Origin of the sequence: Nocardiopsis alborubida (genome assembly GCF_012396365.1) — a bacterium.
GTDB lineage: Bacteria > Actinomycetota > Actinomycetes > Streptosporangiales > Streptosporangiaceae > Nocardiopsis > Nocardiopsis alborubida.
In genome coordinates this window covers 193,759-208,701 of sequence record NZ_JAAXPG010000005.1, presented here as the reverse complement: position 1 = coordinate 208,701, position 14,943 = coordinate 193,759, and the positions used below count along the sequence as shown (strand labels likewise).

The 14,943-nt window shown below is 73.5% G+C and carries 10 protein-coding genes; 4 read left to right on the top strand and 6 right to left on the bottom strand.

All coding sequences use genetic code 11. From position 1 onward, the window contains the following. Positions 1–33 precede the first annotated feature (33 nt). Both HGB44_RS07405 and HGB44_RS07400 read right to left on the bottom strand, forming a co-directional pair. Positions 34–1,395, bottom strand: coding sequence for a phosphomannomutase/phosphoglucomutase (locus HGB44_RS07405; protein ID WP_061080405.1), 1,362 nt, complete (start codon positions 1,393–1,395; stop codon positions 34–36). Between the two features lie 155 nt (positions 1,396–1,550). Then, complete coding sequence (locus tag HGB44_RS07400) at positions 1,551–1,952, bottom strand: DUF3499 domain-containing protein (RefSeq protein WP_061080406.1); 402 nt, start codon at positions 1,950–1,952, stop codon at positions 1,551–1,553. Between the two features lie 271 nt (positions 1,953–2,223). Between HGB44_RS07400 and HGB44_RS07395 the strand changes: the two genes are divergently transcribed. After that, on the top strand, positions 2,224–2,619 hold the full coding sequence (locus HGB44_RS07395; RefSeq protein ID WP_026114679.1) for a metallopeptidase family protein: 396 nt from the start codon (positions 2,224–2,226) through the stop codon (positions 2,617–2,619). Between the two features lie 320 nt (positions 2,620–2,939). On the opposite strand, the gene HGB44_RS07390 is transcribed toward HGB44_RS07395, so the two are convergent. From HGB44_RS07390 to HGB44_RS07375, 4 genes are all read right to left on the bottom strand, one after another. Further along, complete coding sequence (locus HGB44_RS07390) at positions 2,940–4,640, bottom strand: DUF5719 family protein (RefSeq protein ID WP_061080407.1); 1,701 nt, start codon at positions 4,638–4,640, stop codon at positions 2,940–2,942. 174 nt (positions 4,641–4,814) lie between these two features. Next, positions 4,815–8,216 (bottom strand): glycosyltransferase family 2 protein, encoded by a 3,402-nt coding sequence (locus HGB44_RS07385; RefSeq protein ID WP_061080408.1) that lies wholly within the window; start codon positions 8,214–8,216, stop codon positions 4,815–4,817. Between the two features lie 421 nt (positions 8,217–8,637). Then, positions 8,638–8,925, bottom strand: coding sequence for a WhiB family transcriptional regulator (locus HGB44_RS07380; RefSeq protein WP_013154770.1), 288 nt, complete (start codon positions 8,923–8,925; stop codon positions 8,638–8,640). A 238-nt stretch (positions 8,926–9,163) separates the two neighbouring features. Continuing rightward, a complete protein-coding gene (locus HGB44_RS07375; protein ID WP_061080409.1) occupies positions 9,164–10,531 on the bottom strand; it encodes a hypothetical protein in 1,368 nt (455 codons plus the stop codon). 240 nt (positions 10,532–10,771) lie between these two features. On the opposite strand from HGB44_RS07375, the gene cofD reads away from it, so the two are divergent. The 3 genes from cofD to HGB44_RS07360 all read left to right on the top strand — a co-directional run bounded on the left by cofD (position 10,772) and on the right by HGB44_RS07360 (position 14,897). Beyond that, the gene (gene cofD / locus HGB44_RS07370; protein WP_061080410.1) at positions 10,772–11,761 is read left to right on the top strand and encodes a 2-phospho-L-lactate transferase; all 990 of its coding nucleotides are present in this window, start codon (positions 10,772–10,774) and stop codon (positions 11,759–11,761) included. Next, entirely contained in the window at positions 11,758–13,053 is a 1,296-nt protein-coding gene (locus tag HGB44_RS07365) for a coenzyme F420-0:L-glutamate ligase (RefSeq protein ID WP_061080411.1), read from the top strand. Before cofD ends, HGB44_RS07365 begins: the two co-directional genes overlap by 4 nt. A 260-nt stretch (positions 13,054–13,313) precedes the next feature. After that, positions 13,314–14,897 carry a Na+/H+ antiporter gene (locus HGB44_RS07360; protein WP_061080412.1) on the top strand — a complete coding sequence of 528 codons (1,584 nt, stop codon included), beginning with the start codon at positions 13,314–13,316 and terminating at the stop codon, positions 14,895–14,897. The last annotated feature ends 46 nt before the right edge of the window (positions 14,898–14,943 follow it).

Below are 14,943 nucleotides of genomic sequence, written 5' to 3'. Positions count from 1 at the left end.
ATGGGGTGTCCCTCTGCCCCCAATGATGCCTGGTCAGGCGCGGACGATGGCCAGGACCTCGTCGCGCAGACCGGCCATGGACGCCTCGTCGGGGGCCTCGACGTTGAGCCGCAGGAGCGGCTCGGTGTTGGAGGCGCGCACGTTGAACCACGATCCGTCGGGGAGGGAGACGGTCAGGCCGTCGAGTTCGTCGACGGTGACGCCGTCCCGCCCGGCGAAGGCCTCGCGTACCGCGGCCATCCGCCCGGGGGCGTCGGCGACCTTGGAGTTGACCTCGCCGGACCCGGCGTAGCGCGAGTAGGCCTCGGCGATCCGGGAGAGGGGGCGGTCGTCGTTGCCCAGCACCCGTAGGACGTGCATCGCGGCGAGCATACCGGTGTCGGCGCGCCAGAAGTCGCGGAAGTAGTAGTGGGCGGAGTGCTCCCCTCCGAAGATCGCGCCCGTCTCGGCCATGGTCGCCTTGATGAAGGAGTGCCCGACCCGGGTGCGGACGGGCTCGCCGCCCTTCTCGCGGACGATCTCGGGGACGGCCTTGGAGGTGATGAGGTTGTGGATGACCGTGGCGCCCGGCTCGCGCTCCAGCTCCTGGGCGGCCACCAGAGCGGTGACGGCCGAGGGCGGCACGGCGTCGCCGTTCTCGTCCACGACGAAGCAGCGGTCGGCGTCGCCGTCGAAGGCCAGGCCGATGTCGGCGCCGGTCTCGCGGACCTTCGCCTGGAGGTCCACCAGGTTGTCGGGGTCCAGGGGGTTGGCCGGGTGGTTGGGGAAGGTGCCGTCCAGCTCGAAGTAGAGGGGGACGACCTCCAGCGGCAGACCCTCCAGGACGGCGGGAACGGTGTGGCCGCCCATGCCGTTGCCCGCGTCCACCGCCACTCTGAGCGGCCGGATGCCCGAGAGGTCGACCAGTTCGCGCAGGTAGTCCGCGTACCCCGCCAGCAGGTCGCGGTGCGTGACCGTCCCGGTGGGACCGTCGTGGGCGGGCTCCTTCCCGGCCAGAATCTCCTCGGCCAGGCCGCGGATCTCGTCCAGACCCGTCTCGCCGCTGATGGGCGCGGCCCCGGCCCGGCACATCTTGATGCCGTTGTACTCGGCGGGGTTGTGGCTGGCGGTGAACATGGCGCCGGGCAGGTCCAGCTGTCCCGAGCCGTAGTAGAGCAGGTCGGTGGAGCCCAGGCCGGCGAACACCACGTCCAGGCCCTGGCCGGTGACGCCGTCGGCGAAGGCTGCGGCCAGGTCGGGCGAGGACGGGCGCATGTCGTGGGCGACCACGACGGCCTCCCCGCCGACCACACGGGCGAAGGCGGCGCCGATCGCCCGGGCGATGTCGGCGTTGAAGGTGTCGGGGATCACGCCCCGCACGTCGTATGCCTTGAAGATGCTTGCGAGGTCAGCCACGTCTTCTCCGGCCAGGTCGGTCCTGCTTGGGTTCGGTCCCGCGCGGCCGGGCCGCGCGCGGTACAAAACTAGCAAGGCGCCCACGCGAACCCCCGCACCGCCGCCGGTTCGGCCCCGGGCCCCCTCTCCGCCGCGGCGGGGCCGGGCGGGTCCGTCTACCCGCCGGAGTGCCGGGGGGGCTGCTGTTCGCCGCGCCCCGGATCGGATCTGACCACGCGCAGGTGCCCCCGGCGCAGCGTCTCGGTCCCCTCGCCGATCTCGGCGGAGGGGTCCTTGCGGGCAGGCGGGCGGGCCGCCTCACGTACGGCGTCGGCGAGGGCCTCCAGGTCGTCGCTGCCCGGGCCGCCGCCCGACGTCTCGACCGGGAGCCGGACGACCTCCCAGCCGCGCGGTGCCGTCAGCCGGTCGGCGTGCACGGCGCAGAGGTCGTAGCAGTGCGGTTCCACGTAGGCGGCGAGCGGGCCGAGGACGGCCGTCGAGTCGGCGTAGACGTACGTGAGCGTGAAGACGGCAGGCTGTCGGCAAGCGGTACGGGAGCAGCGTCGAACAGGGCTCACAGCGTTCGACTGTATGCCTTTACTGAGGGACACGCCAGCATCGTTCCATGAGCTGGTCCGTTCGCGCTCGTCCGCGGCCTCCGCGCGCCGCCCTCCGGCCGCCTCCCGGGGGTCGGCGCACCGCCTCCGGCCCGTCCCCCGCCACCGTCCGGCGGCCCGCTCCTCGGGTGCGTGAGCGCTTTCGCCGCGGCAGGGACTACGCGCGGGGCCCGTGATGGCTTAGTCTCGAAGTGTGCGACGAGTGCGCCTTTCCAGTGGCCAACCAGACCGAGTGCGGCGCCGGGACCGCCGAGGCCGAGGCATCCGCGGTCCTCTCGTGCCCTCTGACCTGCCGGTTTTCCGGAGCCGAGCGCAGGCCTTCGACGATCTTGTCCTGGACGCCGTCGAACGCCTCGAACGCCTGTGGGCACGCGAGCTGGCCAATGTCGACTTCCTCGTGGAGGACGTCCCCCCGGTTCCGCCCCACGGCCCCCTGACCGAGGCGATCCCGTTCTCCCGCCTGGAGACAGATCCCTCCGGCCGGGCCCGGATCGTGGTGTACCGGCGTCCGGTGGAGATCCGGACGAAGGATCCGGAGGAGATGGCCCTCCTCGTCCACGAGACGGTCGTCGAGGAGGTCGCCAACCTGCTCGGCGTGGAACCGGAGTCGGTGGACCCCGAGGGCTGACCGCCTTCGTCCGGGGTCCGTCAACGCTGCCCAGGGGCGCTGACCCCCTCCGCGCCGTGGTCTTGTGCCTGTGGCCGGGTCCGAACACCTGACCGCACCACGGGTACAGGATCAGCGCAGGTCAAAGCCCCGTGCGTCACACCGGCGGCAGTCCCGGCCCGCGCGCCTAGTGGGCTGGCCGAAAATGTCGCCGGTGTGGCGCCGGGGACCCTCCTCCCCGGTGATCTTGCTACTGGTGCCACTGTGGACCGTCGACAGTGCCTCTGGAAGCAAGATCATCCTCGGTATGCACGCCCCGGTGAACCTTTCCGGTCACCGCGCTAGGGGACCACTCCCACCATGCTGTCGCGCACCACCGGGAGTTCGATCCGCACCGGCGCGGGAGTCACCGGCAGCACGCCCAGACCGTCTCCGCCGCCGCGCAGCACGCGGGCGACGTGGACGGGCTCGGAGCCGTCCAGGACCTCCAGGCGGACCGCGTAGCCGTCCTCGGGCCGGGTGCCCGGAGGCGCCTGCCAGCCGTCGTCCCCGCCGAACGCGGTGGTGGTCCCGGCTGCGACCTGCACGCGCACGGCGTCCCCCTGGGTCGCGTCGGCTCCGATCGGGGTGGCCATGAGCGTGGCGTCTCCCCCGACCGCGGTCAGGAGCAGCTCGCTGTCGGCGCCCTCGGGGACGTCGGGCAGGACCGCGGTGGTGTCCAGCGGGAAGCCGAGCGGCGGCACGGCGGAGGTGTAGGCGGCCTCGACCACCTCCACGTCGTCCCCCTCGCCGGTGACCGCCTCCGCGGCGACACCGGCGACCACGGGCGCGTCCGCCTCCACCACGACCGCGCCGGGCTCCCCGGCCAGGACGGTCTCCAGGCTGAGCCAGGCGGAGGCCGCCGGGGGCACGCTGAAGGTCAGCGGGTCGTCGGCGGTCCCGGTGCCCTGTCTCTCCTCGCCCTGCCCGTCTTCCTCCTCCGCCTCGTCCGCCTCACCCTCCGGGGCCGGGGTGACGGTGTGCACGCGCACCTGGACGGGCTCGTCACCCGGCGCGGCCACGTGCAGGCGCCGGCGGCCCTCGCCGCCGGGAACACCGGGGATCACGTGCTCCCGCGCGGGCGCGGCCGTGGGCGGAACCCAGTCGGCGGTACCGGAGGAGTGCTCGGCGAGCAGGGAGGCCGCCACCCGTCCCGTGCTGGTGCGCACGTGGACGCCGACGGCGCTGGTGCCACCGACCAGCTCGGTCAGGTCCAGTTCGGTCGACGCCCCGGCGGGCAGGGCGATGCCCCTGCTCTCCTCGGAGTAGGAGGGCCCGCCCTCGGTGTAGACGTCCACGCTCACCGTGGCCCGGGAGCCCTCGGGGTTGGCCAGGTGGACGGTGAGCGCGTCAAGTCGCATGCCCTCGGTGTCGTCACCGCCGGGGAGGGCGAACCAGGCCCCCACGGAGGGTTCGGGGCAGCGGACCTCGGTGGCCGATCCGTCGGAGAGGGTGGTCTGGGCGGCGTCGAGGCCCGAGGCCAGGGCCCCCTCGGCGCGGACGGCGGTGGGGGCGTCGATCCCGGAGGTGTCGGTGTTCCACACGCGGCCGGGTTCGGTCAGCTCCTCGCCGACCGTGTCGCCCCGGGTGCCGTCCGCGCTCCCCGCGTTTTCGCCGTTCCCGTCGGTTGCGCTGCCCTCACCGTTCCCGGTGCCATCGCCGCTCCCACCGTTCCCGCCGTCACTGCTGTTCTCGCCGTCACTACCGCCCTCGGTGTCACTGTCGTCCCCGTCCTCCTCAGGAGCCTCGGGAACCGACTCGGCCCACAGTTCGCCCTCGTCGTCGCGGCTCACCCTCGGAGCGAACGCGCCCACGGAACTCTCCCCCTCCTCGTGCGGGGCGGGGCACACCCGCACCGTGTGGTCGGGCCGCACGGTCCCGGGTGCGGTGACGCCCAGTTCGGCGGTGATCGGCCCGGTCGCGAACGCGACGCCGAACAGCGCGGCCAGGGCCAGCGCGACCAGCCCGAACAGAGCGAACCGGTTCTCCACGATCAGTCGCACGGCCTGGTCCTCCCGCTCGGTGCCGGACGTCCGGCGGGCCCGGTCGGCCCGGCCGTCCCGGTCTCCTCGTCTGCTGCTCCCTGGCGCGGCGCCTCCACCGGGCACACCCTCGGTCCCGGGTGCGCCATCCGCCCGCCGACGTCAGGGTTCCCCGGACGCGTCCGCCTCCCCCGGTCACCGACCACCGCGCTGCTCCCCCCTGCGCACGCCGCGGGTGCCCCGGCGACGACCCCTGCCCCGGACCGCGGGCAGGGCGCCGGTGTCCTCCCCGGGAGCCGGGGGAGCGGCCGGGCCGCCCTCCGGCGCGTCCGGTTCGGCGTCCCCGCCCGCGCGCACGCCGGAGCCCTCACCGTCGGCTCCGGAGCGGCCGGACCTGGCGCGTGAGCCCCGACGCGAGGACCCGCGCGACCTCCCCGAACGCCGCAGCCGCTCCGGCCGCCGCGGACGGGGCGTGGGCGTGGCCTCGATCAGCCGGACGTCCTCCTCGGTCCGCACACCCGGTGCGGCGAGGACCGCGACCACCGTGAGCAGGAGTCCCTGCGTGAGCAGCCAGGCCGCGCGGACGTAGTCGGTGTGCCAGACGCGCAGCTCGCCGCCCTCCACGGGCAGCGCCCAGGACTGGGTTCCGCTCCGGGTGGGGACGGGGTCCAGTTCGACGCCGTCCAGGCTGGCGCGCCAGCCGCTGTCGGCGGCCTCCGCCAGAGCGAGCCGCCGCCCCGTGCTGCCCCGCGGGACCGGGGCGCTCACCTCGTCCGAGGCCCCCCGAACCGCGAGGACCTCGGCGTCGACGCCGTCCTCGGAGACCACCCGCAGCGCGCCGGTGGGGACGGCCAGCCGCCAGAGCGCGTAGTGCTGCGACAGCGACTGGCGCTCCAGTCCCGGTGTGCCGTCCAGGGTGTCGACCATAGTGACGTCGGCGGGTCCGCTGATCTCCGGGCGCGGGTAGAGCACGTACTGGATGCCGAAGTCGGCCAGGGTGTACATCTGGCCGCCGCCCTGGCCCACGGCGAGTTCGGCCACCGCACGGTCCATCGCCTCGCGGACCCCGCTCTCGGGCACGAGCTGCTCCTCACCCAGACGCGGCTCGCGCCCGCGCACGACCAGGTAGTCCACGCCGCCCCCTCCGTCGGAGGTGACGACGAGGGTGCGCGGCCGGGCCCCCGCCCCGTCGTCGGAGTCACCGCCCCCGACCAGCACGCCGGGAACGACGGGGTCGGCGCGCGCGGTGACCGGTCCCCCCGCGCCCTCCCACATCCACACGCCCGCGGCGCAGACGGGGGTCGCCAGGGCGAGCAGTCCCACGGCGAGCGCGAAGACCCGCCGCGGCCCGCCCAGGCGCACCATGTCACCGAAGGAGCGCGCGGCGGTCGCCGCCGACAGCAGCACCGCCGTGGCGGCGAAGGTCAGGGCCACCCCGGGCCAGACCGGCGCCGGGGGGCCGCCGTAGTAGGGCTCGACGACCACCCGGCTGATCAGGATGGCCACGAGGATCCCGAACAGGGCGAGCGACCACCCCGCCGCGGCCAGCATCCGGTTGCGGAGCAGCAGCAGGGAGCACAGCGCGGCCACGGCGAACCCGGCCGTGACCCAGAACGGCGGCGTCCCGGGGCCGCCCGGCGAGAGCATGAGCAGCTCCTGCGGGGTGGCGCCCGGCGCCGACAGCTCGGGGCGGTGCAGCCCGGCCTCCAGCAGCCACAGGCTGGGGTGCAGGAGCAGTTCGAGCGTCCACGGCATCAGCAGCACGAGCGGGACGGACAGCCCCAGCGCGACGCTGACGTAGATCCGGCGGCCCAGGTGGCCGAAGGCGACGGCCACCAGCAGGCCCGTGACCAGTGACAACAGCCACACCATCGGGACGGACGCGGTGGCGACCGTCAGGACCAGGCCCACCCCCCAGGCCGCGCGGCGCGAGGGCTTGGGCGGCATCGACACCAGCCGCACCAGCAGCAGTCCCAGCACCGGCAGCAGGACGTGGACCAGGGCGGTGCCCAGGCGGCCCTGGGCTACCGCGCCGGTGGCCGCCGGCAGCAGCGCGTAGGCCGCGGCCATCCACAGGCGGGCGGGGCCGAAGCCCAGCACCTCGCGGGCGAGCAGGTAGGCGGTCAGCCCGGACAGGGGTACGCAGCCCAGCAGGACGATCGTGACGGCCAGCCAGGGCTTGCCCAGGGTGAGCGTGGACAGCAGGGCGAGCAGGCCGACATAGGGCGGGACCGGGTCGTTCACGCCGAGTCCGCTGTCGGGACTTCCGGAGAGGTAGAGGTTCCACAGGTCGCCCGCGCCACCCGCGACCGGGGGCAGGGCGCCGCCCGCGAGGAGGTCGCCCAGGAGCAGGGAGCGCTCGGCGACGAGGGCGACCGCGGTCAGGGCGAGGACCAGCAGAACCCCGGGGCGCAGGAGCACGCTGCGCACGAAGCCGGCGGTGTCGGTGGGAACCTCGTCCTCTTCCTCGGCGACGGGTGGCGCGGTGACGGCCTGGTGGCGGCCGGGGGTGTTGCGCACGGGCTCGCCGGACAGGATTCCGGTGACCACGTCGTGCACCTGGCGCATGGCCACGCCGCGCGCGAGGAAGGGCCGGATGGCGCTGTAGGTGCGGCGGCGGTCGCGGCGGCGCTGGAAGCGGGCGCGCACCAGCCGGAGCGGCCGCATGTAGACCAGGGTGATCGCGGCGGCCTCGTCCAGGGCGTTGGCGGGCTGCTTGATGAGCAGGTACCCCACCACGCGCAGCAGCGAGGCCACGGAGTTGCGCAGCAGCGCTGCCACCATCCCGCCCGGGGGCAGGTTGGCCAGCAGCACGAAGACGGCGTGGCGGCGGTCCACCCGGCGCGGATGGTTGCGGGTGGCGGAGATGGGGCGGCGGCGCCGGGCGGAGGCCTCGGCGTGGTAGGCGACCGCGTCGGTGACGAGCAGGGCGCGCAGCCCGGCACCGCCCACCCGCCAGCAGAAGTCGATGTCGTCACGGAACAGCGGCAGGGAGGGGTCGAAGCCGCCGAGGCGGTCCCACACGTCGCGGCGGACGAGCATGCCCGCGCTGGAGACCGCGAGGACCTGGCGCGTGCCGTCGTGCTGGCCGTGGTCGAACTCGCGCTGTTCCAGCCCGGTCTCGCGGCGGCCGGCGCCGTCGATGGTCACGCCCGCCTCCACCAGGAGACGGCGGTCGAACCAGTCGCGCAGCTTGGGGCCCAGGACGGCGGCGCGGGGGTCCTGGTCGGCGGCGTCCAGCAGGTGGGCGAGGGCGTCCCGGTCCGGGGTGAGGTCGTCGTGGATCAGCCAGATCCACTCGGTGGCGTCCTCGTCGAAGCCGCGTACGGCGCTGGTGGAGCGCGGCAGTTCCAGGGCGGCACGGACGGCGTCGCCGTACCCTGTGCTGGCGGGCAGGCCCACGACGGCGTCGGCGGGCAGGAACCGGGCCAGGACGTCGGCGCTGTCGTCGGCGCTGCCGGTGTCGGCGGCGACGGCCCGCTGCACGGGCCAGGACTGGTCGCGCAGCGCCTGCATCGTCTCGGGCAGCCAGCGGGCGCCGTCGTGGGACACGATGACCGCGGTGACGACGTGTCGGGCGAAATCCTGGTCAGGCACGGCTGTGGTGGGTTCTCTCCGGGAGGGGGCGCGGCCCCGATCGGGTCCGCGGGTCCGGCCGGGCCGGACCGACGGGCGCGACCGCGCTCCGGACGCGGTCCGCGCGCGGGACGTCACGGCCGGCCGCGGCCCTCATGACCTCGTCGGGGCCGGACACGGCCCGCGCGGGACATCACCCTACGCCACTCGGCACCATTACGGGCCTATTCGTCACACGCCGCTGCGGCCCGGCCATATCGGAGCATTCCCCCCACGGCGGCAACACCGAATCCGAACACACGTCCGAATGTCATTCGCCATATCGGAGCATTACCGCCTCCCGCCGCGTCACGGACGCAATCGCCGCGCCCCTGGGAAGGGGGCGGATATGAGAAACGCGCGCCCGGGCTCGTGACCCGGACGCGCGTCCCAGCACGCGGCCCTAGAGCATCTCCGCCAGGAAATCGAAATCTCCCCCGGCGGCTTTCTTCAGCCTGCGGCGCTCGCGTTCGGAGAGTCCCCCCCAGATGCCGAAGCGCTCATCGTGCTCCAGCGCGTATTCCAGGCACTCCGCACGTACCTCGCACGACTGGCAGACCTTCTTGGCTTCCCGCGTCGAGCCGCCCTTCTCGGGGAAGAACGCCTCCGGGTCGGTCTGCGCGCACAGGGCACGTTCCTGCCAGCCCAGATCCTCGTCTGAGCCGTGCGCCAGCGGGATGACCTCGCTCATGCGCACCTCCTGTTGCCCCCCATAGATGTCCCCGGCCCTTTTCGTCCCCCGGGCCGGGTGGAATCCCACCTTGAAATTACACGCGGGTCGCTTGCTGAGAGTCAAGCGCCCTGCGTGGTAATCCACTGAATATCATGCAACGAACCGCCAGCGGCAGTCCGGTGATGTCCGTTCTGCGAATTACCACGCAATTCACGACCTTCCGAGGCGGTGGGGAGCGCGGGCCTCCGGAGCCGGGTCAGCGCTTCTCCTCGCCGCCGTACCACCCCTGCTGGCCACCGGTGCCGCCCTGTCCCTGCTGGTCAGAGCCGTATCCGGCGCCCGGTCCGTACTGGCCTCCGTACGATCCCCCACCCTGTCCGGGCGTCTGGTTACCGTTGTTCTCACCGGAGTTAAAGAAAGGATCAAGATTGCTGTCGGCCGGGGTGTCCTGCGCCTGCTGTCCCTGGTCAGCGCCCTGGTACCAGCCGTACTGGATCGCGTCCTGGGCGGCCTGCTCACCGGAGGCGGGCTGCTGCTCGGTGCCCTGCGGGGCGTACTGGGACGGGTCGTAGGCGTACTCGCCAGGCTGGCCGTAGGCGGCCTGCTGCCCGGAGGCGTCGGTGCCGTACTGCTGACCGTAGGCCTGCTGCGCGCCCGTGCCGTACTGCTGCTGCGCCGGGTCGACCCCGTACTGCTGGACGGCCGGGTCGGTTCCGTACTGCTGACCGTAGGCCTGCTGCTGCGCCGGGTCCGCGCCGTACTGCTGGGCGGGGTCGGCGCCGTACTGCTGCGAGGCGTCCGCGCCGTACTGCTGGGCGGCGTCGTAGCCCTGCTGCTCGTAACCCTGCTGGACGGGCTGCTGCCCGGAGGCGTCGGTCCCGTACTGCTGACCGTAGGCCTGCTGCGCGCCCGTGCCGTACTGCTGCTGCGCCGGGTCGACCCCGTACTGCTGACCGTACGCCTGCTGCGCGCCCGTGCCGTACTGCTGCTGGGCGGTGTCCGCGCCGTACTGCTGACCGTAGGCCTGCTGCTGCGCCGGGTCCACGCCGTACTGCTGGGCGGCGCTCTGGGTCGGGTCGGCGGGCTGGCCCGGGTAGACCGGCTGGGCGAAGGACTGCTGCGCGCCGGTGGCGGGCGGGAACTGCTGCGGGTAGGCGTTCTGCTGGGGCGCCGCCCTGGGGACCAGAGTGGGGTCGTTGAAGACCTTGAGCAGCGCGAAGCCGAGGAGACCGAGCACCGCACCGGAGCCGAGCGTGGACACGAAGTCCGCGAAGGCCAGACCCATGTTGTCGACCTCGGCCCCCCAGACGAAGGCGGTGATCAGGCTGATCAGGGCGAACAGCAGCCCCACACCGCTCATGACCATGGCGATGAGCACGATCGGCTGGGCGGAGGACCGCGTACGCTCGCCGGTCAGCACCAGGGCCACCGCCGCGGCCAGCAGCACCACGACGGTGAGACCGAAGAAGCTGGGGCCCGCCGAGGTCATCGTCCCGGCGAAGGAGTTCGGGTAGCTCGATCCGGCAGCCAGGTTGATCAGGCCGGAGAGCATGAACGCGCCCACGGCCCCGATCAGGACCCAGGCCCCCGGAAGGCGCAGGCGTTCTAGCGTTTCGTTCTTCAAGAGAGGTTCCCCATCTACTGCTGCTTCGCCGTCGGGTCGATGGAAACGGCGTCGGGCTGTCACGTGTGGATCGGCCGCGTCCGGGCATGGATGTGGGGACACCGGGCGGGGCCGAAGAGTGGGATGGCGACCGCAGCCCCGGAGTTCACGGACCTCCGATACCGGAACGGTCACGCACGGATCGTGCCCACGGCGGGGCAGACGACCCATACACGCTTCCAGACTGCCAGACTTGGACGCATGCGGATAGTCGTACCGGCTGGCGGTATCGGCGGCGCGCGGTTCCTCCGCGGCCTCAGGGCCGCGCTCGGAACCGTGGCGTCGGCCACCGAAGAGCACACCACAGACAGCAGCATCACCGTCATCGGCAACACCGGTGACGACATCACCCTGTTCGGGCTGAGGATCTGTCCGGATCTGGACACGGTGATGTACACCCTCGGCGGGGGGATCAACGAGGAGCAGGGCTGGGGCCGGACCGACGAGTCCTTCACCGTCAAGGAGGAGCTCGCCGCCTACGGGATGAAGCCCACCTGGTTCGGTCTGGGCGACCGTGACACCGCCACCCACATCGTGCGGGCGCAGATGCTCGCCGCCGGGTTCCCCCTCTCGGCGGTCACCGAGGCGCTGTGCGACCGGTGGCGGCCGGGCGTGCGGCTGCTGCCGATGACCGACGACCAGGTCGAGACGCACGTGGTCGTCGACGACGGGGAGGGACGCCGGGCCATCCACTTCCAGGAGTGGTGGATCCGGCACCGCGCGGCGCTGCCCGCCGAACAGATCGTCAGCGTCGGCGCCGAGACCGCCAAGCCCGCGCCCGGCGTGCTGGAGGCGATCGCCGGGGCCGACGCCGTGATCCTGCCCCCGTCCAACCCGGTGGTCAGCGTGGGCTCCGTCCTGGGCGTCCCCGGAATCCGCGAGGCCATGGTGGACAAGACCGTGGTGGGCGTCTCCCCCATCATCGGCGGCGCGCCGGTGCGCGGCATGGCCGACGCCTGCCTGACCGCGATCGGGGTGGAGACCAGCGCGGGCGCGGTCGCCGCGCACCTGGGCGCCGACCTGCTGGACGGCTGGCTGGTGGACGAGGCCGACGCGGGCACCGAGGTGGAGGGGATCGAGGTGCGCTCGCGTCCCCTGTACATGAGCGACCCCGCCGCCACCGAGGCCATCGCGCGGGCGGCCGTGGACCTGGCCGTGGAGCTGGCACGCGGGCGGGGAGGCGGCGAGTGAGCGCCGAACTGCGCGTGCGCGGGCTCGGCGGCATCCCCGAGGTGCGGTCGGGCGACGACCTGTCGGCCCTGGTCGCCGAGGCGGTGTCCGCCTCCGGGGTCGCGCTGGCCGACGGGGACATCCTCGTGGTCACCTCCAAGGTCGTCAGCAAGGCCGAGGGCCGCGCCCGCCGCATGGACCGGGAGGAGGCGGTCGCCTCCGAGACCGTCCGGGTGGTGGCCCGCGCGGGCAGGACCGGGATCATGCAGACCCGGCAGGGACTGGTCATGGCCGCCGCGGGGGTGGACGCCTCCAACGTCGAGCCCGGCACCGTGCTGCTTCTGCCCGAGGACTCCGACGCCTCCGCCCGCGCGCTGCGCGCCGGGCTGCGCGAGCGCCTCGGCGTGAACGTCGGCGTGATCGTTTCCGACACCTTCGGGCGGCCGTGGAGGATCGGGCAGACCGACGTGGCCATCGGCGCCGCCGGGCTGTCCGCCGTGCAGGACCTGCGCGGCACCGCCGACACCCACGGCAACCTCATGGAGGCGACCGTCAACGCGGTGGCCGACGAGATCGCCGGGGCGGGCGAGCTGGTCAAGGGCAAGACGAACCGGGTCCCGGTCGCGGTGGTCAGCGGCCTGGGCGACCTGGTCACCGAGGAGGACGGCCCCGGAGCCGCGGTGCTGGTCCGCCCGGCCGACGCCGACCTGTTCCGGTACGGGTCGCGGGACGTGATCCCGGCCCGGCGGACGGTGCGCTCGTTCACCGACGCGCCGGTGGACCCGGCGGCGGTGCGCCGGGCGGTGGCCGCGGCGGTGACGGCCCCCGCGCCGCACCACACCACGCCGTGGCGCTTCGTGCTGGTGGAGTCGGCGCACACGCGCAAGCGGCTGCTGGACGCGATGCTCGCGGCGTGGGTGGCGGACCTGCGCGGCGACGGGTTCACCGAGGAGCAGATCGCCCGGCGCACGCGGCGCGGCGACGTGCTGCGCGGCGCGCCGTACCTGGTGGTGCCCTTCCTGGTGGCCGATGGCGCGCACCCCTACCCGGACGCGCGCCGGGCCGACGCCGAGCGGTCGATGTTCCTGGTGGCGATGGGCGCCGGGGTGCAGAACCTGCTGGTGGGGCTGGCCGTGGAGGGGCTGGGGTCGGCCTGGGTCTCCTCGACCATGTTCTGCGCGGACGTGGTGCGCGAGGTGCTGGAGGTGCCCGAGGAGTGGCGGCCGATGGGCGCGGTGGCCGTGGGTCACGCGGCCGAGGCGCCGGGCGAGAGGCCGCCGCGCGACCCGGAGGACTTCGTCGCCGTGCGTTAGCGGGATGGCCGGAACCGTCGCTGGTGTGAACCAGGAGACTTCCTTCGTGATGATCTTGTACCTGTAGCGAGGTTGGGCGTCCGAGACGCGCCATAAGTACAAGATCACGCCGGGCGGCGCTGGGCCGATGAACGTTTCCGGCCAACCCTGCACGCGCCGGTCGCCGTGGGCGTGTCCCCCGGTGACCGGCGCGTCAGTGCGACCGGCGGGCCCCGGCGGCGCCATGCTGGTGCCGCCGGGGGTCGGCGGGGAGGTGCGGGGTGTCCGTCGAGGAGTACGTGGTCGCCACGCTGGTGATCGTGGTGGCGGTGATCTGCGGCCGACTCGTGGCGGGGCGGCTGCGGGTGCCGGGCGCGGTCGTGCTGGTGCTGCTGGGCATGGGCCTGGGACTCGTGCCCTGGCTGCACTCGCTGTCGATCTCCCCGCAGGTCATCCTGCTGGTGTTCCTGCCCCCGCTGATCTACAACGCCGCGTTCTTCTCCTCTCCCAAGGACATGCGCGAGCTGGCGCGCCCCATCGTGGTGATGGCGGTGGGGGTGACGCTGCTGACGGCGTTCGGCCTGGCGGGGATCGTCCACCTGCTGATGCCGTCGGTGGGGTGGCCCGCGGCGATCGCCCTGGGCGCCGCCGTCGCGCCGACCGACGCCGTGGCGGCGTCGGCGATCCTCAAGCGGGTGGGCACCCCGCGCCGGGTGCTGACCCTGCTGGAGGGCGAGTCCCTCATCAACGACGGCGTGGCGCTGACCCTGTTCAGCCTGGCCGTGACCGCGATGGCGCACCCGCTCACGCCCCAGGAGGGCCTGGTCGAGCTGGTGAAGGTCGTGGCGGGCGGCCTGGTCTACGGCGCCGCGGTGGCGCTGGCGGTGTCGTGGTCGCGGACCCGCATGCGGGATCCGTCCCTCCAGCTGATGGTCGTGCTGGTCACGCCGTTCGCGGCCTACATCCCGGCGGAGATGGCGGGGTTCTCCGGGGTGCTGGCGGCGGTGGTCGCCGGTTTCTACCTGGGCACGCGCGGCGAGGGCCTGCTGCCGCCGCGGGTGCGGGTGAACGGGCAGACGATCTGGGGCGCCCTCGTGGGGCTGTTGGAGTCGATGCTGTTCGTGGTGCTGGGGTTGCAGCTGGACTCGGTGGTCACGGCGGTACGGGACCAGTTCGCCTTCCTGGACCTGGTGTGGGTGGCGCTGGCGACGACGGCCACGGCGGTCGCCCTGCGCATGGGGCTGATGCTGGTGGTGATCCCGCTGCACCGGATCCCGCCGTTCTCGAAACTGGAGGGTGCCGACCCGCGGGAGCGGTTGGTCATCGGGTGGAGCGGGATGCGCGGGGCGGTGTCGCTGGCGATCGCCCTGTCCCTGCCCGCGACGCTGGGCGGTGAGCCGTTCACCGAACGGGGCGCGCTGGTCTTCGTGGCGGGGGTCGTGGTGCTCGGGACGCTGGTGGGGCAGGGGATGACGCTGCCGCTGCTGCTGCGCAAGCTGGGCATGGCACGCGAGGGCGCGCGGCGGATGGAGTTCCTGCGGGCGGACGAGCAGATGAGCTGCGCGGCGCTGAGCAAGGTGGACGAGCTGCTGCGGGAGGGCGAGGTGGACGACCGCACCGCCGACTCGCTGCGCGCGGTGTACACGCGGCGCGTCTCGCAGGTGCGGGGGCTGATGGACGCCGGGGACGGTCGGGCGCGCGAGCGCGCGGACAGCGGCAGGGCCGTGCACGCGCAGATCACACAGGCGCGCAGGGACGCGCTGGTGTCGATGTACCGCGAGGGCGACATCGACCACGCCGTGTTCCAGGAGATGAGCCGGGACCTGGACATCCGGGACACGGGCGCGGGTCCGTACGGATCGTGAGGCCCGGAACGGGCAGGGGCGGCCCCCACGGCTCCTGAGCCCCGGA